This is a genomic window from Massilia orientalis, from assembly GCF_030411975.2.
Taxonomy (GTDB): Bacteria; Pseudomonadota; Gammaproteobacteria; order Burkholderiales; family Burkholderiaceae_D; genus Telluria; species Telluria orientalis.
Genome location: NZ_JASNRB020000004.1, coordinates 353,444 through 374,862, shown reverse-complemented (window position 1 = coordinate 374,862; position 21,419 = coordinate 353,444). Strand labels below are relative to the sequence as shown.

The 21,419-nt window shown below is 67.3% G+C and carries 13 protein-coding genes and 3 tRNA genes; 11 read left to right on the top strand and 5 right to left on the bottom strand.

Annotation, left to right across the window (positions count from 1 at the left end; genetic code table 11):
• Positions 1-117 precede the first annotated feature (117 nt).
• The 4 genes from QPK29_RS08025 to QPK29_RS08010 all read left to right on the top strand — a co-directional run bounded on the left by QPK29_RS08025 (position 118) and on the right by QPK29_RS08010 (position 8,293).
• Entirely contained in the window at positions 118-3,666 is a 3,549-nt protein-coding gene (locus QPK29_RS08025) for an indolepyruvate ferredoxin oxidoreductase family protein (protein ID WP_371771651.1), read from the top strand.
• Between the two features lie 99 nt (positions 3,667-3,765).
• Complete coding sequence (locus QPK29_RS08020) at positions 3,766-5,343, top strand: S41 family peptidase (RefSeq protein WP_371771650.1); 1,578 nt, start codon at positions 3,766-3,768, stop codon at positions 5,341-5,343.
• A gap of 60 nt (positions 5,344-5,403) precedes the next feature.
• Positions 5,404-7,161: a M14 family metallopeptidase gene (locus QPK29_RS08015; RefSeq protein WP_371771649.1), complete on the top strand. Its 1,758-nt coding sequence runs from the start codon at positions 5,404-5,406 to the stop codon at positions 7,159-7,161.
• Between the two features lie 226 nt (positions 7,162-7,387).
• Positions 7,388-8,293, top strand: a complete 906-nt coding sequence (locus tag QPK29_RS08010; RefSeq protein WP_371771648.1) for a glycosyltransferase family protein — start codon at positions 7,388-7,390, stop codon at positions 8,291-8,293.
• Between the two features lie 3 nt (positions 8,294-8,296).
• Here QPK29_RS08010 and QPK29_RS08005 read toward each other — a convergent pair whose 3' ends face one another.
• The 4 genes from QPK29_RS08005 to QPK29_RS07990 all read right to left on the bottom strand — a co-directional run bounded on the left by QPK29_RS08005 (position 8,297) and on the right by QPK29_RS07990 (position 11,956).
• Positions 8,297-9,589: a sugar MFS transporter gene (locus QPK29_RS08005; protein WP_371771647.1), complete on the bottom strand. Its 1,293-nt coding sequence runs from the start codon at positions 9,587-9,589 to the stop codon at positions 8,297-8,299.
• A gap of 181 nt (positions 9,590-9,770) precedes the next feature.
• Complete coding sequence (gene ttcA, locus QPK29_RS08000; protein WP_160406827.1) at positions 9,771-10,703, bottom strand: tRNA 2-thiocytidine(32) synthetase TtcA; 933 nt, start codon at positions 10,701-10,703, stop codon at positions 9,771-9,773.
• The gene (locus QPK29_RS07995) at positions 10,700-11,098 is read right to left on the bottom strand and encodes a dihydroneopterin aldolase (RefSeq protein ID WP_056134732.1); all 399 of its coding nucleotides are present in this window, start codon (positions 11,096-11,098) and stop codon (positions 10,700-10,702) included. The genes ttcA and QPK29_RS07995 overlap by 4 nt, the downstream gene beginning before the upstream one ends.
• Positions 11,099-11,134: 36 nt before the next feature.
• Entirely contained in the window at positions 11,135-11,956 is an 822-nt protein-coding gene (locus QPK29_RS07990; RefSeq protein WP_371771646.1) for an SDR family oxidoreductase, read from the bottom strand.
• 42 nt (positions 11,957-11,998) lie between these two features.
• Between QPK29_RS07990 and QPK29_RS07985 the strand changes: the two genes are divergently transcribed.
• The 4 genes from QPK29_RS07985 to QPK29_RS07970 all read left to right on the top strand — a co-directional run bounded on the left by QPK29_RS07985 (position 11,999) and on the right by QPK29_RS07970 (position 17,685).
• On the top strand, positions 11,999-13,147 hold the full coding sequence (locus QPK29_RS07985; protein WP_056134738.1) for a class I SAM-dependent methyltransferase: 1,149 nt from the start codon (positions 11,999-12,001) through the stop codon (positions 13,145-13,147).
• Positions 13,148-13,290: 143 nt separating this feature from the next.
• Positions 13,291-14,304, top strand: coding sequence for a J domain-containing protein (locus QPK29_RS33535; RefSeq protein ID WP_056329040.1), 1,014 nt, complete (start codon positions 13,291-13,293; stop codon positions 14,302-14,304).
• A gap of 150 nt (positions 14,305-14,454) precedes the next feature.
• Positions 14,455-16,089, top strand: a complete 1,635-nt coding sequence (locus QPK29_RS07975) for a tetratricopeptide repeat protein (protein ID WP_371771645.1) — start codon at positions 14,455-14,457, stop codon at positions 16,087-16,089.
• 6 nt (positions 16,090-16,095) lie between these two features.
• Positions 16,096-17,685, top strand: a complete 1,590-nt coding sequence (locus tag QPK29_RS07970) for an HDOD domain-containing protein (protein ID WP_371771644.1) — start codon at positions 16,096-16,098, stop codon at positions 17,683-17,685.
• Here QPK29_RS07970 and QPK29_RS07965 read toward each other — a convergent pair.
• Positions 17,651-20,890, bottom strand: a complete 3,240-nt coding sequence (locus QPK29_RS07965; protein ID WP_371771643.1) for an EAL domain-containing protein — start codon at positions 20,888-20,890, stop codon at positions 17,651-17,653. The genes QPK29_RS07970 and QPK29_RS07965 overlap by 35 nt on opposite strands.
• 202 nt (positions 20,891-21,092) lie before the next feature.
• On the opposite strand from QPK29_RS07965, the gene QPK29_RS07960 reads away from it, so the two are divergent.
• The 3 genes from QPK29_RS07960 (at position 21,093) to QPK29_RS07950 (ending at position 21,377) form a co-directional block, all read left to right on the top strand.
• Positions 21,093-21,177 (top strand) — tRNA-Tyr (locus QPK29_RS07960).
• A 40-nt stretch (positions 21,178-21,217) separates the two neighbouring features.
• Positions 21,218-21,291: transfer RNA gene (locus QPK29_RS07955), tRNA-Gly, on the top strand.
• A gap of 11 nt (positions 21,292-21,302) precedes the next feature.
• Positions 21,303-21,377: transfer RNA gene (locus tag QPK29_RS07950), tRNA-Thr, on the top strand.
• Positions 21,378-21,419 lie beyond the last annotated feature (42 nt).

Below are 21,419 nucleotides of genomic sequence, written 5' to 3'. Positions count from 1 at the left end.
TGTCGCAATTTTATTGCGCAAATCGCCGGATGGGGGGAATTCATTGAAATTTAATGCTTGTGACACAGGTCTATACTGGCCCGAACCGAAACACGACAAACATAATCGGAGACACGCATGAACGCCCCCCTGGACCGCAGCCAGCTGGAACCGCTACCCCCGCACGAGATCACGCTCGACGACAAATGGACGCTCGAGCGCGGCCGCGCCTTCATGACCGGCACCCAGGCGCTGATCCGCCTGCCGATGCTGCAGCGCGAACGCGACCTGAAGGCCGGCCTGAACACGGCGGGCTACATCACCGGCTACCGGGGTTCGCCCGTCACCCAGGTCGACCAGACCGCGTGGAAGGCGAAGAAACACCTGGAATCGCACCACGTCCACTTCCACCCCGGCATGAACGAAGACCTCGCGGCCACCGCCGTCTGGGGCACGCAGCAGACCAATCTGTTCAAGGATGCGAAGTACGACGGCGTGTTCGCCATGTGGTACGGCAAGGGCCCGGGCGTGGACCGCTGCGGCGACGTGTTCAAACACGGCAACAACGCGGGCTCCGCGCAGAACGGTGGCGTGCTCGTACTGGCGGGCGACGACCACGCGGCGAAGTCGTCGTCGACGGCGCACCAGTCCGACCACATCCTGCACCACTGCGGCATTCCCGTGCTGTATCCGTCGTCCGTGCAGGAATACATCGACTACGGCCTGCACGCGTGGGCGATGAGCCGCTACAGCGGCCTGTGGGTGTCGATGAAATGCGTGACCGACATCATCGAATCGGGTGCGGTCGTCGACCTCGATCCGGACCGCGTCCAGACCATCCTGCCGGCGGATTTCGAGATGCCGCCGGGCGGCCTGAACATCCGCTGGCCGGACGCCGTGCTGGACCAGGAAGTGCGCATGAACCACTACAAGTGGTATGCCGCGCTGGCCTATGCGCGCGCCAATAAACTCAACCAGATCATCTGGGACAGCCCCCAGCCCAAGATCGGCATCATCACCGCGGGCAAGTCCTACCTCGACACGCGCCAGGCGTTGGCGGATCTCGGCATCGACGAGCAGGCCGCGCGCGACATCGGCCTGCGCGTGTACAAGGTTGGCATGACGTGGCCGCTGGACTCGGTCGGCGTGCACGAATTCGCGCGCGGCCTGGACGAGATCCTCGTCGTCGAGGAAAAGCGGCAGGTGCTGGAATATGCGCTGAAGGAAGAGCTGTACAGCCTGCCGGACGGCGAGCGCCCGCGCGTCGTCGGCAAGTTCGACGACGCCGGCGAGTGGAGCGTCAAGAACCGCTCCGGCCAGGGCGACTGGCTGCTGTCGGCCAACTACGAGCTGAACCCGGCCCAGGTCGCGCGCGCGATCGCGTCGCGCATCTCGCACTACTGCGCCGGCCATCCGGTCGCGGAGCGCGTCAAGGAACGCATCGCCTTCCTCGAAGCGAAGGAACTGATCCTCAAGAACATCCCGAAGGCGAATCCGGAAACCGACCGCATCCCGTACTTCTGCTCCGGCTGCCCGCACAACAGCTCGACCAAGGTGCCGGAAGGTTCGCGCGCGATGGCCGGCATCGGCTGCCACTACATGGTGCTGTGGATGGACCGCGAAACGTCCACGTTCACGCATATGGGCGGCGAAGGCGTCACGTGGATCGGCCAGGCGCCGTTCACGGGCGAGAAGCACGTGTTCGCCAACCTCGGCGACGGCACCTATTACCACTCGGGCGTGCTGGCGATCCGCGCCTCGGTCGCGGCCAAGGTCAACATCACTTATAAAATCCTGTACAACGACGCCGTCGCGATGACGGGCGGCCAGGTCGTCGACGGCCCGCTCGATCCGGCCAAGATCAGCCGCCAGCTCGCGGCCGAAGGCGTGAAGCCGATCATCGTGGTCACGGACGAACCGGAGAAGTATCCGGACGATTATCCGTGGGCCGAAGGCGTCACCGTGCGCCACCGTGCGGAACTGATGGACGTGCAGCGCGAACTGCGCGAGATGCCGGGCGTGTCGGCCATGATCTACGACCAGACCTGCGCGTCGGAAAAGCGCCGCCGACGGAAGAAGGGCGCGTACCCGGATCCGGCCAAGCGCGCGGTGATCAACGAAGCCGTGTGCGAAGGCTGCGGCGACTGCTCGAAGCAGTCGAACTGCCTGTCCGTCGAACCGCTGGAGACGGAACTGGGCCGCAAGCGCCAGATCAACCAGTCCTCGTGCAACAAGGATTTTTCGTGCGTGACCGGGTTCTGCCCGAGCTTCGTCACGGTCGAAGGCGGCGGACTCAAAAAGCCGAAGAAGACGGCCGCCGAAGCGGCGCCGCCCGCGTTGCCGATGCCGAAGATTCCGGCGACGACGAACCCGTTCGGCATCCTCGTCACCGGCGTCGGCGGCACGGGTGTCGTGACGGTCGGCCAGATCCTCGCGGTGGCCGCCCACGTGGAGGGCAAGGGTGCCCTCGTGCTGGACATGAGCGGCCTCGCGCAGAAGGGCGGTCCGGTCATGTCGCACGTGCGCCTCGCGGACCGCCAGGGCGATTTGTACTCGACGCGTGTCGGCACGGGTAACGCAGACCTGGTGATCGGCTGCGACCAGATCGTGACGGCCAGCCGCGACGCGCTGTCGCGCATGGGCGAAGGCCGCACGTGGGCCGCCGTCAACGGCACCGGCGCGACGACCGCCGCCTTCATCCGCAACCCGGACTGGCAATTCCCGGCCGAAGGTTCGCGCGGCGCCATCGTGCAGGCTTGCGGCGAAGGCAATGTCGACTTCATCGACGCGGGCCACATCGCGACGACCTTGATGGGCGACGCCATCGCCACCAACATGTTCATGCTGGGCTACGCGTTCCAGAAAGGCCACGTTCCGCTGCAGGAAGCGTCGCTCATGAAGGCGATCGAGTTGAACGGCGTGTCGGTCGCCTTCAACAAGGCCGCCTTCAACTGGGGCCGCACGGCGGCGCATGACCTGCCGTCCGTGCAGAAGCTCGTCACGCCCGCGAAGGTGATCGAGTTCAAGCGCGCGCAGACGCTCGACGACCTGGTCAAGCGCCGCGTCGAACTCTTGACCGCGTACCAGGACGCCGGCTATGCGGCGCAGTACAAGGCCTTCGTCGACCGCGTCCGCGCCGCCGAGGACAAGCTGGGCAAGGGCACGCGCCTGACGGAAGCCGTCGCGCGCTACCTGCACAAGCTGATGGCCTACAAGGACGAGTACGAAGTCGCGCGCCTGTACACGGATCCGGCGTTCATGGCCAAGATCGACGGCATGTTCGAAGGCGACGTCAAACTGAAGTTCCACCTGGCGCCGCCGCTGTTCGCGAAGAAGGACAAGGAAGGCCACCTGGTCAAACAGGAATTCGGTCCGTGGATGATGAAGGCCTTCGGCGTGCTGGCGAAGCTGAAGGGCTTGCGCGGCACGGCGTTCGATCCGTTCGGCCACACGGCCGAGCGCCGGATGGAGCGCGCACTGATCGGCGAATACCGCGCCACCATCGAAGGTTTGCTGCCCAAGCTGACGGCCGAGAACCTGGCGCAGGCCGTGGCCATCGCGAGCATCCCGGAAGACATCCGCGGCTTCGGCCACGTCAAGGAGCGCAACCTCAAGGTAGCCAAGCGCAAGGAAGCGGAACTGGTGTCCGCCTTCCACGCGGGCGGCACCGTCACCCGCGCCGCCTGATGCCGATCTTTTGACACGACGCCGCCTGCCGGATTCGGCAGGCGGCGTTGTTACAGTTGGATGTATTTGCGCGAAGCGGCCGGGTCTATAATCGGACGCATGAAATCGCTTTCTACCTCTGCTTCGCCGACCCGTTTTTCCCGACTGTTCGCCTGCGCTTTCGCGACGCTCGTCACGCTGTCCGGCTGTGGCGGCGGCGGGGGGAGTCCAGGCATCGGCGCCTCGACGCCCGTCGCCGGCAATCCCGGCACCGGGACGCCCACGCCACCGACCACGACGCCCACGCCACCGGCCGTGACCCCGGACCCGATCCCGTCCGACTACATCAGTTACCAAAACCTGTGCGCCACGCCGCGCATGGGCGTCGACGCCGAGGGCCATGCGTTCCCGGACCGCCAGGGCACGCTGCAGGACGAGATGAAATTCCTGCGCGGCTGGACCGACGCGACTTATCTCTGGTACAACGAGATCCCGTCGACGGTCCACATGGCCGACTACACCAACACGCTCGACTATTTCGATGCGCTCAAGACGCCCGCGCTGACCGCGTCGGGCAAGGAGAAGGACCGTTTCCATTTCACCTACACGACGGCGGAATGGGACGCGCTGACCAATGCGAGCCAGGATACGGGCTATGGCCTGACGTGGTCCGTCAACTCCACGACGGCGCCGCGCACCTGGATCGCGGCGATCGTCGAGCCGGGGTCGCCCGCGGCGGCGGCCGGCATCCGGCGCGGTGATCTGCTGACCGCCGTCGACGGCATCGACTTCATCAACACCGCCGACGAGGCGCAGATCGCGCTGCTGAACGACGGCCTGTCGCCGGACACCGCGGGCGAGCGCCACACGCTCACGCTCCGCCGCGGCGACACCACGATGGACATCGCGCTGACGTCCGCCGTCGTCACGACGACGCCCGTGAAAAACGTGAAAGTGATCGACACGCCGACCGGCAAGGTGGGCTACCTGAGCTTCGAGGACCACAATGCCGTCTCCGAGCTGCAGCTCGTGAATGCGTTCACGAGCCTGAAGAACCAGGGCGCGGCGGACCTCGTGCTCGACATGCGCTACAACGGCGGCGGCCTGCTGTACGTCGCCAGCGAACTGGCGTACATGATCGCGGGACCGGCCGCGGCCGGAAAGACGTTCGAGCGCGCGCTGTACAACGACAAGACGGCGCCCGATGCCCCGATCCCGTTCCGCAACACGGCCTACGGCTTTTCCGCGCCGCGCAATCTGGCGTTGCCCTACCTGGGCCTGAAGCGCGTGACCGTGCTGACGACGTCCGACACGTGCTCGGCCAGCGAAGCCGTCATCAACGGCCTGCGCGGGGTGGACGTCCAGGTCGATATCATCGGCGCGACGACCTGCGGCAAGCCCTACGGCTTCCTGCCGGCGGACAACTGCGGCACGACGTATTTCACGATCCAGTTCCAGGGCGTGAACGCGAAGGGCTTCGGCGATTTCGCCGACGGCTTCGCGCCGACCTGCGCCGTGTCCGACGACATGGCGCATGCGCTGGGCGATCCCGCCGAGGGCATGCTGGCCGCCGCGCTCGCGTACCGCGCCACCAATGCCTGCCCGGCGGCATCGACGGCGCGGGCGCGTCGCGTGCCGATGCACATCGCGCGGTCGCAGATGAAGGAGATCGCGATTTATCCGCCGCGCACACGCTGACCGGATCACCGATCTATAATTTCCGGCTTGAATCTTTTTCAATCCTGCCCGGGTGTATCGATGATCCGCACTGCGTTCTTGCTGGCCCTGCTGGCTGCGCCCCTGGCGCACGCCGCCCCCGACCTCGTCACCGTCTCGGAGCGCTCCGGCTTCCAGGCCACGGGCCGCTACGACGAGGTCGTCAAGCTGTGCGGCGCCTTCCAGCAGGCGTATCCGAAGCAGGTGAAATGCTTCCAGTTCGGCACGACGCCGGAAGGCCGGCCGATGCTGGCGCTGGCCGTCAACGCACGCGGCGTGTTCACGCCCGAGGCGGCGCGCAAGGCGAACCTGCCGGTCACGCTGATCCAGGGCGGCATCCACGCGGGCGAGATCGACGGCAAGGACGCGGGCTTCCTCGCCCTGCGTGAAATCCTCGACGGCAAACTCGCGGCGGGCGTGCTGGACAGGCAGGTGCTGCTGTTCGTCCCCGTGTTCAACGTCGACGGCCATGAACGCTTCGCGAAATGGAACCGCCCGAACCAGCGCGGCCCCGTCGAGATGGGCTGGCGCACCACCGCGCAGAACACCAACCTGAACCGCGACTACGTGAAGGCCGACGCGCCCGAGATGCAGGCCATGCTGGCGCTGGTGAACGCGTGGGACCCGTTGACCTATGTCGACCTGCACGTCACGGACGGCGCCATGTTCCAGCACGACGTCTCCATCCAGGTCGAACCCGTGTACTCGGGCGACCCGGAATTCCGCGAGATCGGCCGGGCACTGCGCGCGAACGTCATCGCCGACATCAGCAAGCAGGGCTCGATGCCGCAGTCCTATTACATGTCGTTCAAGGAGACGGACGACCCGGCCTCCGGCTTCGTCGACGGCGTCTCCGATCCGCGCTTCTCCACCGGTTATTTCCAGCTGCGCAACCGGATGGCCATGCTCGTCGAGACGCACTCGTGGAAGGACTATCCGACCCGCGTGCGCATCACGCACAATGCCATCGTCTCCGTGTTGCAGCAGGTGGCCGCCCACGGCGCGGCATGGACGCAGGCGGCACGCGCCGCCGACGCGCGCGCCACGCACATCGCCGGCCAGCCCGTGGCGCTGACGTACCGCACCACCGACAAGACCACGATGGTCGACTTCCAGGGCTATGCCTACACGCGCACGATGTCCGACGTGTCCGGCATGCTGATGACCCGCTACGACGAAACGAAGCCGCAGGTCTGGCACGTGCCGCTGCGCGACGAGGTCGTGGCCGACCTGCAGGTGCAGGCACCGGGCGCGGGCTACGTCGTGCCGGCCGCGTGGGCGCAGATGGTCGCGACGAAGCTCGTGCAACACGGCATCGTGTTCCGCAAGATCGACAAGGCGGTCGATGCCGCGCCCGTGCAAACCTTCCGTGCCGACCAGGCCACGTTCTCCCCGACGTCGTTCGAATCGCACCAGCGCCTGAAGGTCGAAGGCAGCTGGAAGCCCGAGCCGCGCAACCTCGGCAAAGGTGCGCTGTTCGTGCCGATCGCCCAGCCCAAGGCGCGCCTCGTCATGGCCCTGTTCGAGCCGCAGGCCCCGGATTCGCTGCTGGCCTGGGGCGAGTTCAACAACGCCTTCGAGCGCAAGGAATACATGGAGGAATACGTGGCCGAGGACGTGGCGCGCGAACAGATGGCGCGCGATCCGGCCCTGGCCGCCGAATTCCGGCGCAAGATCGAGACCGATCCGGCATTCGCGAAGAATGCCCACGCGCGCCTGGAATTCTTTGCGCGCCGCCACCCGTCCTGGGATGAGCGTTTCAACCTGTATCCGGTACTGCGCACCGACGTGGCGCTGTAACCGTTCGATCTCTTTCATATCCATTTGTCGGCGGCAGATGCTTGCAGTCTGATCCCGCGCAAGCGCCGTCGATTCCACTGCAACCGTCGCGCACGGCGCCACTCTGAACCCATGTGTTTCGTTCGATGGAGGGCGCCATGGACAAGGAATTCCGTTTTGCAACTAACCGGCGTGCCGCGCATGCACCGCGCGCCCGGCGAACGCGCGCGCGCGGCGGGGGCTGAGCATGGGCGCCGCGGCCGTCCGGGCCAGCTGCTGCCTCGTCTGCGGCGGGGCGACAGCGGACCGGATCGAGCATCTGCTGCTCAGCCTCACGACGGCCTGTCCGCACCTGCGGGTCTACCTGGTCGACGATGCGCAACAGCCAGCGCTGGCCGCGCTGGCCGGACGCTACGGGGCGCACTACCGCCCGCAACCGGACTGGCCCCGTCAGGCGCGCGCCCATAACCGCATCCTGCGCGAGGCCGCGGCGGCGGGGAGTGTCTATCACCTGCTGCTTGCACCCGACATCGGCTTGCCGCTCGACGCGGTGGCCCGGATGGTCGCCTACATGGAGCAGCATCCCGACGTGGGCCTGCTGGCGCCGCGGGTGCAGGATGTGGACGGGCGCCTGCAGCCGCTGTGCAGCCTGCTGCCGGGGCCGCTGGAACTGCTGCTGGGGCGCTGCTTTCCGCTGCTGCGCCGGTCCAGCGGCAGGCTGGCGCGCTACCAGCTGCACGCGGGCGGCTACAGCCGGGTGATGGAGGTGCCGGTGCCGCCGGGCTGCTGCCTGCTGATGCGGGTCGAGACCGTGCTGCGCGCGGGCATGTTCGACGAGCGCTTCCTGCAGCGGTTCGATACCGTCGACCTGGCGCGCCGTACCGCATGCATCGCGCGCACTGTGTTCGTGCCGCATGTCACGGTGTTGCGTCACACTGTGCGCGACCCGACCCAGACAAGCGCGCGCGGCTGGCGCAGGCGGTCGGCAGCGCTCTGGTGGCGGTGCGTGTCGGCGTGGCGCTACTTCGACAAGTGGGGCTGGCTGCGCGATGCCGAGCGCGACCGCATCAACGCCCGCGCGCTGCGCCAGCTCGGCCAGGCGCGCAGGCAGCCGGACGGCGTGAACCCGGCGGGCACGGATGTCGCGGGTTGACGCTCAGCCGTGCTGCAGCGGCCGGCGCGCGTACCAGCCGAACACGAGGATCAGCAGGTAGCACAGCGCGGGCACGGCGAGCGCGAGGCGCAGGCCGGCGGCGTCGGCGGCGTAGCCCGTGATCAACGGCACGATGGCACCGCCGACGATGGCCACGCAGATCAGGCCCGAGCCTTCGGCCGCGCGCTCGCCCAGGCCTTCCGACGCCAGCGTGAAGATGGTGGGGAACATGATCGAGTTGACGAGGCCGATGGCGAGCAGCGCCCAGCCCGATGTGGCGCCTTGCGTGGTGGCGGAGACGAGCAGCAGCAGGGCGGCGGTGGCGCCGGCGCCGGCCAGCACCTTGCCCGGCGCGCAGATGCGCAGGACGTAGGCGCCGAGGAAACGGCCGACCATGGCGCCGCCCCAGTACAGCGGCACGTGCTTGCCGGCCGCTTCCGCGCCGAGGCCCAGCACGTCGTGCTGCATCAGGTAGTTGACGATCAGCGAGCCGACGGCCACTTCGGCGCCGACGTACAGGAAGATGCACAGGGTGCCGAACGCGAAGCGGGGCTGTTTCAGCAGGTCGAAGGCGCTCCACATGCTGCCGGCGGGATGGGGGTGTTCGACGAGCTTGTTGCGGTTCGTCCAGACAAGGAGGGCGACGACGGCCAGCGCGACGGCCAGGCCGAGGTAGGTGTGCACGACGACCTGGCTCTCGGCCGCGCGGTAGGCGGCGAGCGCGTCGGCCGACAGGGTCGCCTGGTCGACGTGGGCCAGCGAGCCGAGGATCAGGATGGCGCCGACGTACGGAAAGACGGTCGTGCCGAGCGAGTTGAAGGCCTGTGCGAAGGTCAGGCGGCTGGACGCGGTGGCGGGGGCGCCCAGCATCGAGATGAGCGGATTGGCCACGACCTGCACGATGGTGATGCCGGCGGCCAACACGAACAGCGCGAGCAGGAAGGTGATGAACATGCCGGACGAGGAGGCGGGGATGAACAGCAGGCAGCCAGCCGTCATCGTAAGCAGGCCGACGACGGCCGTGCGCATGTAGCCGATGCGCTGCACGATGGCGGCGGCCGGCAGCGACACGATGAAATAGGCGGCAAAGAAGGCCGACTGCACGAGCATCGCCTGCGCGTACGACAGCGTGAACAGGTCTTTCAGTTTCGGGATGATGACGTCGTTCAGGCTCGTGATGCCGCCGAACGTGAAGAACAGGGCGAACACGAAAACGCGCAGGCTCGCGACCTGGGTGTTGGCGTGGGTAGTGGCGCCGCCCGGCTGGGCGGTACCGGCAGGATGGCCGATTTGCATGAGGGATCCAGGTGGGCGTGACAAAGAGGTAGGAATATTACATCCGTTTCCCCGCCCGCGGTGGAGGTTGCCTTGTAATCTCTAGAGTGAAATCGATCTCATGAGAGATGATCGACCAGCGATGGTGAAACTATATTACACAAAAGCGTTACGCCGGCGAGGCTGATCGCCGGCGTATGGCTTACAGCGGCTGCAGCGGAATGGTCCCCGTCGCGGGCGTCGAGCACGGCTCCTCGTCGAACGCGATGTCGCCGGCCGGATTCGCCACGCCGTCCGCCTTCAGGTCCGTGAAGCCGAACATCTCGCGGTCCATCAGGTGCGACGGCACGACGGTCGACAGCGACGAGAAGATGTTTTCCACGCGGCCCGGATATTTCTTCTCCCAGTCGCGCAACATCGCCTTGATCTGTTTTCTCTGCAGGTTTTCCTGCGAGCCGCACAGGTCGCACGGGATGATCGGGAACTCCTTCACTTCCGCATAGCGTTCCGTATCCGCTTCCTTCACGTAGGCCAGCGGGCGGATCACGACGTGCTTGCCGTCGTCCGAGACGAGCTTGGCCGGCATGCCCTTGATCTTCGCACCGAAGAACATGTTCAGGAAGAAGGTCTCGAGGATGTCGTCGCGGTGGTGGCCCAGGGCGATCTTCGTGCAGCCCAGTTCGTCCGCCACGCGGTACAGGATGCCGCGTCGCAGGCGCGAGCACAGCGAGCACGTCGTCTTGCCTTCCGGGATCAGGCGCTTGACGATGCTGTACGTGTCCTGGTTTTCGATGTGGTACGGGATGCCCAGCTTGTCCAGATAGGCCGGCAGTACGTCGGCCGGGAAGTTCGGCTGTTTCTGGTCGAGGTTGACGGCGACGATGTCGAAGTGGATCGGAGCACGCTCGCGCAAGGTCATCAGGATGTCCAGCAGCGCATAGCTGTCCTTGCCGCCGGACAGGCAGACCATGACCTTGTCACCGTCCTCGATCATGTTGAAATCGCCGATCGCCTGGCCGACGAGCCGGCACAGCCGCTTGTGCAGCTTGTTGTTTTCGTAGGCCTGCTTCTCGGCCTTCTTGTCGGCGGCGTCGGGCAGGGCCTCGGACGGGCGCGCCATCGTTACTTCATTCATGCTTCATCCTTGATCTGGAACACTTCGACGCCGACGCCTTCGCAGTCGGGATACACGTCGGGCTTCATCGTCGACACGCGGGCCGCGCGCACGTTCGGGTGCGCCAGCATCGCCTTCACGACGTCGTCGCACAGGGTTTCCTGCAGATGCACGTGGCCCTGCGCCATGCGCCTGGCGATGGTCTCGCGCATGAAGTCGTAGTCGACCACTTCGTGCAATTGATCGTCCTTCGGCGTCGACAGGGCGAGCGGGATGTACAGGTCGACATTGATCAGGACGCGTTGCTCGCCCTTCTTTTCGAACTCATGGACACCGATGTTGATCATGACTTCGTAATTGCGCAGGAACAGCCTGCGGCAATCGCGCAGCTGCGGGTAGAACAGGGCGGACAACATAGGAAACCTTCGAAATAAGAGGGGGACGGGGTTGATTCAGTCTTCAGTCAAAAACATCACGTCGCGCGCCAGCGGCATCAGGTGCTGGCCGCCGTCGACGAGCAGGGTGGTGCCGGTCAGCGCCTTCGCGTTGGCCGCGTAGCACACGGCGTCGACGATGTCCTGCGGCGTGGACGAGCGTCCCAGCGGCGTGACCTTGTGCGCGCGCTCGAAGCCGTCCGCGCTCTGGTCGCCCGAGACGAGCGTGATGCCGGGCGCGATGCCGACGACGCGCAGTGTCGGTGCCAGCGCCTGGGCCAGCATCGTGGTCGCCGTCTGCAATGCCGCCTTCGACAACGTGTACGACAAAAAATCCGGGTTGAGATTGTACAGTTTCTGGTCGAGTAAGTTGATCACGACGGCCTGGCCGCCGTCCGGCACCAGCGTGTGCAAGGCCTGCGCGAGCAGCAGCGGCGCGCCCACGTTGCACTGCATGTGGGCGGCCAGCAGGGCCGGAGAAAAGGCGTCCGGCTTGTCGTATTCGAACAACGACGCGTTGTTGACGATGCAATCCAGCCCGCCCAGCAGGTGCGCGGCATGGCCGGGCAGGGCGCGCACGGCCGCCTCGTCGGCGAGGTCCGCATGCAGCGCGACGGCCCGCCGGCCCAGGGCGCGGATCGCCGCGACGACCTCGTCGGCATCCTGTGCGGACTGGCGGTAGTGAACGGCGACGTCCCAGCCGGCTTCGGCCATGCCAAGCGCGATGGCGCGCCCGATGCGCCGGCCGCCGCCCGTGACGAGGGCCACGCGCGCGCGTCCCGCGTGCGGGCGGGCCAGGGATGTGCCAACTGGGTCAGGCGTCGAAAATGTCTGTGTCATCGTGGTTTGTGGGTCGCTGCCGATTCTCGCTACAATGGCCGGATGTCCTTACCTCTTCCCTCCAGCGACGCGCTGGCCGCGTCCCAAGCCCTGCAGCGCATGATCGCTGCCGAGATCGCCGACCAGGGCGGCGCCATCCCGTTTTCGCGGTTCATGGAACTGGCACTGTACGCGCCGAATCTCGGCTATTACAGCGGCGGCGCCGCGAAGCTGGGCCGCGATGGCGATTTCACCACGTCGCCCGAGATCAGCCCGCTGTTCGGTGCCACGCTGGCGCGCGCGGCAGCCGCTATTATGGCCCAAAGTGCCCCTGACATTATCGAATTCGGCGCCGGCACGGGCAAACTCGCCTATGACGTCCTGACGGCGTTGGCCGAACTGGGCGTGCGCGTCGACAGTTATACGATCATCGAACTGTCGGGCGAATTGCGCGCGCGCCAGCAGGAAGCGTTGAAGGATTTCCCGCAGGTGCGTTGGACGCACGATTTTCCCGTGGCGTTCCACGGCGTCGTGCTCGCCAACGAGGTGCTGGACGCGATGCCGGTCGAGCTCGTCGTGCGCGACGGCGGCCGCTGGCTGCGCCAGGTGGTGACGGTAGAAGACGGCCGCTTCGCCTTCACGCCCGCAGAGCCGGACGCGGCACTGCTCGACCAGATCGGCCGCCAGATTCCCGACGCCGACACCTTGCAGGACGGCTATCTCACCGAAGTCCACCCGGTCGCCTGCGGCTTCATGCGCTCGCTGGCGCAGATGTTCGAGAAAGGCAAGGGCGCCGCGATCCTGATCGACTACGGTTTCCCGGCCCACGAATATTATTTCGACGAGCGCACGAGCGGCACGCTGATGTGTCATTACCGCCACCATGCGCACCCGGACCCGTTTTATCTGCCGGGCCTGCAGGACATCACGGCGCACGTCGATTTCACGGCGATGGCCCTGGCGGCCCACGGCGCGGGGCTGGACGTGCTCGGCTACATGAGCCAGGCGGCCTTCCTGCTGGCGGCGGGCATCGGCGAGCTGCTGCTGAAGACGGACCCGGAAGATGCGCTGCGCTACCTGCCGCAGTCGAAGGCCGTGCAGAAGCTCGTCTCGCCGGCCGAAATGGGGGAATTGTTCAAGGTGCTCATCGTCGGCAGCGGGGTCGCGCTCGACCCCGCCATCGAGCGCGCCGATCGCAGCCACAAGTTGTGATACTGACATCTTGCGCTGTGGACACAAACCCGGCTATGCTGTAATGCCGCCCGTACGGCAGGCTGTCCTTTGCCTCTGCCGTTAAAGAACGAATCGGCTAATATTGAAGCAGCTGGCGCCCCTGTGCAACCCGACCCTGACCCATGGCCAAGATCCATACCCATTATGACAACCTGAAGGTGTCGCGCCACGCACCGCAGGAAGTCATTCGCGCGGCCTACAAGGCCTTGAGTCAGAAATATCACCCCGACAAGAATCCGGGCGACGAGCGCGCCGCCCGCATCATGGCCATCGTCAATACGGCCTACAACATCCTGTCCGATCCCGTGCGCCGCAAGGAACACGACGAGTGGATCGCGTCGGAAGAGTGGGAAGTCGAGTGGCTGGAAAGTTCCCATGGCGAGGATGGCCGCGAGAAGCCGCGCGGCGACGGGCACTGGGAACCGCGCCAGGTCGCGGCGCCGTCGCGCTGGCGCGTGCTGCGCGACCCGCGCTGGTGGGGCCTGATGCTGGCCTCCTTCGCGGGCGGCGGCGCGCTGGCCATCGTCCTGCTCGATCCCCCGAAGATGCTGCCGAGCGCGCTGGCCTGGCCGGGCAAAGCCCAGCCTGCGGCCGCAGCACCCGCGTCGGCCTCCGCATCGGCCTCCGCGTCGGCCTCCGCCTCTACGCCGAACACCCCGCCGGACCCCCTCGGCAGTGACGCCAGCGCCGACGGCTGGGCGCGGCCGGCCGGGCAGGCCGATGCGCCGCCCGACATCAAGGCCCTCGGCGTGACCCAGTTGATCGTCCCGGCCCGCGCACCCGATTGCGACACCGACCTGCAGGCCCAGGTCGCACCGACGGGCGATCCGTGGCCGGCCCAGTCCGGCTACATCGACGGTTATCCGCTCGGCAACCAGGGCGACGAGATGCAGGTATTGGTCGACAACAGCAACAATCCGTCGCCTGTGCTGGTCAAGATCTACGACCTGGACCGCCGCTCGAACGTGCGCCACGCCTACGTGCTGGGCCGCGCCAAGTTCCTGATCGATAAACTCGCGGCCGGCAAGTACGAAGTCCGTTACCAAAACATCATGATCGGCGGTGCCCGCCCCGAATGCGCCCCCGGTCACCGCGCGCCGCTGCGCCAGGCCGCCGCACGCCAGCCCGGCGCCTGATAACCAAAAGTGTGGTTTTTCGCGACATTTCGCCGGTTTGATGGTGGGTGAAATTCAAGAATTTAGTTCCCTGGACGTAATATACTCGGTAGACCACACGGGCCCATGCAGCCCGCCAGCCCATCGCAGGCACACACGGAAAACCGGGACATGAACGAACTTGACGGCCTCAACGCCCTGATCATCGAGCCGCACGCCGGGATGCGCTCGACGATCCACAACATGCTGAACATGTGCGGCCTGAGCAAGATCGACCACGTCGGCAGCTCCAATCAGGCCGTCAAGCACCTCGGCCTGAAGCAGTACGACCTGATCCTGTGCGAATACGCGCTGGAAGGCGGCCAGGACGGCCAGCAACTGCTCGAGGACGTGCGCCACCACAAGCTCATGCCGCTGTCGACCATGTTCTTCATGGTCACGGCCGAAGGCGATTACGGCAAGGTCGTCAGCGCCGCCGAACTGGGCCCCACCGACTACGTCCTGAAACCGTTCACGGCCGACCGCCTGCTCGAACGCATCGCGCGCGGGCTGGAACGGAGAAATGCGCTGTTGCCCGTGTACGACCTGATGGAGGCGGGCAACCAGCGCGAGGCGATCGCCGCCTGCCTCGACGGGGAAGAACGCTATCCGCGCTACCTCGTCGACTTCATGCGCCTGCGCGCCGAACTGCACATGTTCCTCGGCGAGCCGCACGAAGCGGAGCCGCTCTACCGCCAGCTCGTCGAGACCAAGGCGATCGCCTGGGCGCGCCTGGGCCTGGCCAAGACGCTGTTCCTGCGCGAGCGCTACGACGACGCGCGCGAGATGCTCGAAGACCTCGTCGACGCCAACAAGAACTTCGTCGACGCCTACGACTGGCTCGCGCGCACCCACGAGGCGGCCGGCGCGCTCGATGCGGCGCAGGCCGTGCTGACGGAGGCGGTGACAGTCTCCCCGCACGCGGTGCGCCGGCTGCGCAAGCTGGGCGAAACGGCGCTGGAGGCGGGCGACCACGATACGGCCGAGAAGATCCTCAAGCAGGTCGTCAGCAAGGCCAAGTATTCCGAATTCAAGGACCCGCAGGACCACGTGCGCCTCGTGCAGACCCTCGTGCGCAAGGGCGACCCGGTGCAGGCCGCGGCCGTCATCCGCGACCTGGACAAATCGATGGCGTTCCAGAAGCACACGCCGCTGTGCAGCGCCATCGCGTCGAGCCTCGTGCACGAATACACAGGCAACGAGGCGCGCCTGGCCGAATCGCTGGCGGCGGCCCTCGCGGCCAGCCAGGACGCGCCGGACCTGCGCCCGGAGATCAAGCTGGAACTGGCGCGCACCTGCATCGAGAACGGCATGGAGGAGGGCGCCGCCGAGATCGTGCGCGACGTGATGCGCAATGCGCAGAACGGCGCCGCGGTGGCGCGCGCGATGGCCGTGTTCGAAAACGCGGGCCAGGCCGAGACGGCGCAGAAGCTCGCCATGGAAAGCCGCCAGCAGGTCGTCGACCTCGTCGCCACCGGCGCCGCCAAGGCGAAGAGCGGCGACTACAAGGGCGCCGTCGTGCTGATGCAGGAAGCGGCGACCAAGCTGCCGGACAATCCTCAGGTCGTGTTCAACGCCGCGCTGGCGATCCTGAAATGCCTGGACCACGAAGGCTGGGACGAGCGCCTCGGCCAGCAGGCCCTGGCCTACATCGCCGGCGTGCGCCGCCTCGATCCGGTCAACCCGAAGCTGCCGGCGCTGGCCGGGCTGCACCATCAAATTCTCAAGAAATATGACAAGGGCCCGCGTCCGAAAAGGGCCGGCTGAGCGATCATGATTCCTGCAGTCGGGAGCGCCGCTTCCAATCCCAACACGAACGCCGCGTCGTTCCAGCCGACGGACGGGGGCCGCCGCGTGCGCGCCGCGCTGCTGCAGAAGGTGTGCGGCGACGACGACATGTTCGCGCTGGGCAGCGCCATCGCGCGCGTCGTGCAGATGGCGACATCGGAAGACCAGGGCACCCACGATCTCGCGCACTACGTGCTGTCCGACGTCGCGCTCACGCAGCGCATCCTGCGCCTGGCGAACACGGTCCGCTACCGCACGGCAGCCGGCACGGCCGTCACGACGGTGTCGCGCGCCATTTCCCTGCTGGGCTTCGACAACGTGCGCACGGTCGCGCTGGCGATGCTGCTCGTCGACGCGCTGGCCAGCAGCGACCATGCGTACAGCGTGCGCATGGAACTGGAAGCGTCGCTGTGCGCGAGCCTCGTCGGGCGCGAAATGGCGCGCCACAGCTTTTACCAGGGCGCGGAGGAAGCATCGATCAGCGCGCTGTTCAAGAATCTCGGCGCGCTGCTGGTCGCGTCGCACGAGCATGACCGCTACCGCGAGATCCAGGCCCTGCTGGCGACCGGCAAGCACACGTCCGCACAGGCCGCGCAGATGATCCTCGGCTGCGGCTTCGACGCGCTGTCCGAAGCCGTGCTGGGCGAGTGGAAGATCCCGGGCGTGATCGTGCACGCCCAGCGCCCGCTGGAGGCAGGGGCGCTCAAGCTGGCCGTCAACCGCAGCGAGTGGATGCGCCAGGTGGCGTCGTTCAGCCTGGACGTGGCGCGCCTGATGGGCAGGGCCCCCACGCCGTCCGACGCGCCGGAAGCGCAGGCGCTGCTGGCGCGCTACGGCACCGCGCTGAACCTCGGCGCGGCCGAGCTGGACGAGTTGTTCGAGACGGTCGCGTTCGAAATGACGAGCCTCCTGCAGAGCATGAATTTGCAACCCATGCCGCGCCGCGCGCCGCAGGAAGACAAGGGCGGCCTGCCCAACGTGCTGCTGCTGGCGACCCTCGGCGGGGAAGAGGAAGCGCAGGGCACGTACCCGAGCGGCAAGCCGAAGAACGCGCGCGACCTGCTGCTGGCGGGCGTGCAGGACGTCACCCAGATGCGCGCGTCCGGCCGGCACAAGGTCAACGACGTCGTCATGGCCGTGCTGGAGACGTTGTACACGGCGCTGGGCTTCCGCTTCGCGACGGTCGTGCTGAAGGACGTGCGCGCCGGCCAGTACCGGGCCCGCGCATCGTTCGGGCTCGCGCAGGCGCGCGTGCAGGAGGGCTTCACGTTTCCGCTGGCGCCCGCCGGAGAAAGGAGCGCGCGCGACCTGTTTTACCTGGCGATGGAAAACGACGCCGACCTCATGATCTCGGACGCGCGCGGCGCCAAGATCCGCGACCTGCTGCCGGCCTGGCACAAGGCGTTGCTGCCCGACGCGCAGAGCTTCATCGTGCTGCCGCTGGTGGTCGGCAAGGTGCAGCTGGGCCTGTTCTACGCCGACCGCACGGAGCCCGCGCCGGAAGGCGTGCCGCCCGACGAGACGGCCCTCATCAAGGCGCTCAAGGGCCAGGTACTGGCTGCGCTCGCGCCCTGACGAACTCCCGGAATTCGCGCGCCGGCATCGGCCGCCCGAACAGGTAGCCCTGCGCCTCGTCGCTGTTGCGGTCGCGCAGGAAGCCCCATTGCGCTAGGGTTTCCACGCCTTCCGCGATCACGCCCAGCCCGAGCGCATGGGCCAGGCCGATGGTCGCGTCGACGATGGCGGCGTCGTTCGGATTCGTCTCGATGTCGCGCACGAAGCCGCGGTCGATCTTGATGCGGTCGATCGCGAACAGCTTCAGGTAGGCCAGCGACGAATACCCCGTGCCGAAGTCGTCGATGGCCAGCTTGAAGCCGCGCGCGCGCAGCTGCAGCAGCAGCCTGCGCGTGTTTTCCGGGTCGCGCATGGCGGCCGTCTCCGTGATCTCCAGTTCCATCCGCGCCGGGTCGATCCCGTGCTCGGCGAGCAGCTCGTCGAGGCGCGACAGCAGCGCGCCGCCGCTGAACTGGCGCGCCGACAGGTTCACGGCCAGGCGCAGGTGATCCATGCCGTCGTCGCGCCACTCGGCCAGCAGGGCCATCGCGCGCGCCAGCACCCAGTCGCCGAGCGGCAGGATCAGGCCCGATTCCTCGGCGATGGGGATGAAGCGTCCGGGCTCCACGCTGCCCAGCTCCGGATCGTGCCAGCGCAGCAGCACCTCGGCGCCGATCACGCGCCCCGTCTCGAGTTCGACCTGGGCCTGCAGGTGGACGTCGAAGCCGCCGTTCTCCAGCGTCGCCCACATGCGGTTTTCCAGCAGCAGGTGCTCGTGCGTGGCCGCGTTCATGGCGGGCGAGAAGAACTGGAAATTGCCGCGGCCTTCGCGCTTGGCCGCGTACATCGCCATGTCGGCGTGGCGCAACAGCGTGTCCGCATCGTGGCCGTCTTCGGGGAACAGGGCCACGCCCACGCTGGCGCCGCTGTGCGCCGTCGTGCCGGCCAGGCGGTAGGGCTGCTGCAGCGATGCCACGAGGCGCACCGCCACCGCGCTCACGCTGTCGGGAGACAGGGGGCCGCACAGCACGATGATGAATTCGTCGCCGCCGAGGCGGGCGAGGGCGTCGACGTCGCGCAGCAGGTCCTTCATGCGCGCGGCCGCGCCCACGAGCAGTTCGTCGCCGGCCTGGTGGCCGAGCGAATCGTTGATCTTCTTGAAGTGGTCGAGGTCGATGAACAGCACGGCCAGCGGCTGCCGGGTGCGGCGCGCCTGGGCGAGCTGCTGCTCCAGGCGCATGCCGAGCGCATGGCGGTTCTCCAGGCCCGTCAGCGGGTCGTGGTGGGCCAGGCGGTGGATGCGCGCCTGGGCGCGCTGCTGCTCCGTCAGGTCGCGCAGGATGCACACGTACAGGCGCTCCCCGGCCAGGTCGACGATGGACACCGCCACCGCGAGCGGCAGCGGCTCGCCGCGCGCGTTCAGGCCGTCCAGCTGGCGTTCGTCGGGCCTGCTGCCGGCCAGGCGCGCCAGCAGGCCCAGGCTGTCTTCTTCGCCATGGCCCGGCACCAGCGTCGTGAACGCGAGGCCGGGCAGGTGATTCGGCGGGTAGCCGAACAGCGCGGCCGTGGCGCGGTTGGCCGACAGCACCGTGCCGCGCGCGTCGACGGTGACGATGGCGTCGGCGGCATTGTCCAGGATGGCCTGCAGGCGCGCCGTGCGCTCCGCCACCTGGGCCTCGATCTGGGCGCGTTCGCCGCTGACGATCAGCATCAGCGCGCCCAGCAGCGCGGCCAGCAGCAGGCCGGTCGTGATCACGATCCAGCTCGCGAGTCCCCGTTCGCCTTCCATGTAGGCAGCCGTGGGCGTGAAGCGCAGTTGCAGGGTGCGGCCGCCGTACGTGAGCGGCACGGTGTAGTCGCCGCTGACCGCGTGCCGGCCGGGCGTGCCCACCAGCGCGATGGGCGCGCCGCGGCCGGTCGTATCCGCCAGGCTGATGTCGAAGCCCGAGAAGCCGGCGCGCAGGACCGCCTGCCGGACGAAAACATGGGCATCCAGGATCAGGGCCAATACCCCCAGCGGCGGCTGGCCGGGCGCGCCGACCGAGCGGAACAGGCCGATGCCGTTGGCGCCGTTGGATACCAGCTCGACCGGCCCCGTGGCGACGGCGCGTGTGCCGGCCAGCGCGCGCGACACCGCTTCCGTGCGTCCCGGCGCCGTCAGGAAGTCCATGCCGCGGATGCGCGCATTGGACGGGGGCCAGGTGTACAGCAGGGGCAGGTATTGCGCGCGCCGGCCGGCCGGATGCAGGCCCTGTGTCCGCGTCACGTCGCGCACGCCGGCGAACGCGGGATCGACGTGCGTGCGTACCCACGTCTCGAACGCCGCGCGTTCGGCCAGCGTGACGGGCACCAGCCAGTTGATGGCGGCGATCTCCGGCCGGCCGTCGACGTAGCCGCTGGCGATGTTCAGGAACTTGGCGCGGTGCATGAACCGGTCTTCCGCCGCAAGCGTGCGCGAGAACGTGCCGACGAAGCGTTCGTGCTCGCGCAGCTCGGCCTGCAGCTCGTCGGCCACCTGCTGGGCCTTCAGGCGGTAGGCCTGCAGGTATTGCTGGTGCTCCCAGTGCACGGTCTGCTCGTAGGCGGCCATGACGACGCCGGCCGCCAGCAGCAGCGGCAGGGCGACGAGGCGCGCCCGCCGGCGCCACAGCCGGCGCGGCCGGCCGCACACGATCCAGACGAGCGGGGCGGCCAGCAGGACGCCCACGGTGTCGCCGGCCCACCAGTTGATCCAGTTCGGCGCCCGTTCGGCCGCCGTCACCACGTCCAGCCGGTACAGGGCGGACACGTTGGCGGTGGCGTTGATCAGGCAGAACACCGGTGCCAGCGCGAGGAAACGGGCGACGTCGCGCGCCGTGCCGAGGGCCGGGTCGACGAAGCGGCGGAACCAGCGGGCGCCCAGCCAGGCCTGCACGAGCGAGCCCAGCGTGGCGACCGTCGTCGCGAGGACCGCGGTCGCGGGCGCGGTGTCGGGGTCCATCCAGCCGTCGGGCAGGTGCGACAGGCACGCGCCGATGGCGACGCCAGGGAGGGCGCGCAAGCCGAACGCGACGCTCAAGGCGAATCCGACGCCGGCCGGCAGGTATACGGGCGTTGCATAGCCCGCGGGCAGGGCCAGCGCGCGGCTGAGGAGAAGGGTGCCGGTATAGACGGCAATGGTCGCCAGGTTGGCCAGCCACAGCCGAAGCCCGTGCCCTTCGTGATTGCCGGTGCGATGCTGGTCCATGGGGGCCTCTGACGTCAATACAGTGTACGCGCAAACGCATGGTTGGACCGCTCTGCAGGGATTCTTGCAAACAGCCCTTGCGGAGTTGTACTGCGGCCGTTACAATCACGCCCCGAAGCAACGACACTGTTTGAGTTTGATCAGTACAAGCAAAAACAGTTGACGAAGTTGTTATCTTGCTTCATACTCTGCGGTTCTTCGCGGTGGGGTGGCCGAGTGGTTAAAGGCAGCAGACTGTAAATCTGCCCTCTCTGAGTACGCTGGTTCGAATCCAGCCCCCACCACCAATAGCGTTGATCGTGTAGTGAATCGAATGGGTGGTACCTCGCGGGTGTAGCTCAATGGTAGAGCTGAAGCCTTCCAAGCTTATGACGAGGGTTCGATTCCCTTCACCCGCTCCAGTTTCAAATCAGCCCTTGTAGCTCAGTGGTAGAGCACTCCCTTGGTAAGGGAGAGGCCACGTGTTCAATCCACGTCAAGGGCACCAGAATTTAAACGGCTGTCGGCTGTTTCGATCGTCAGGTGTGCC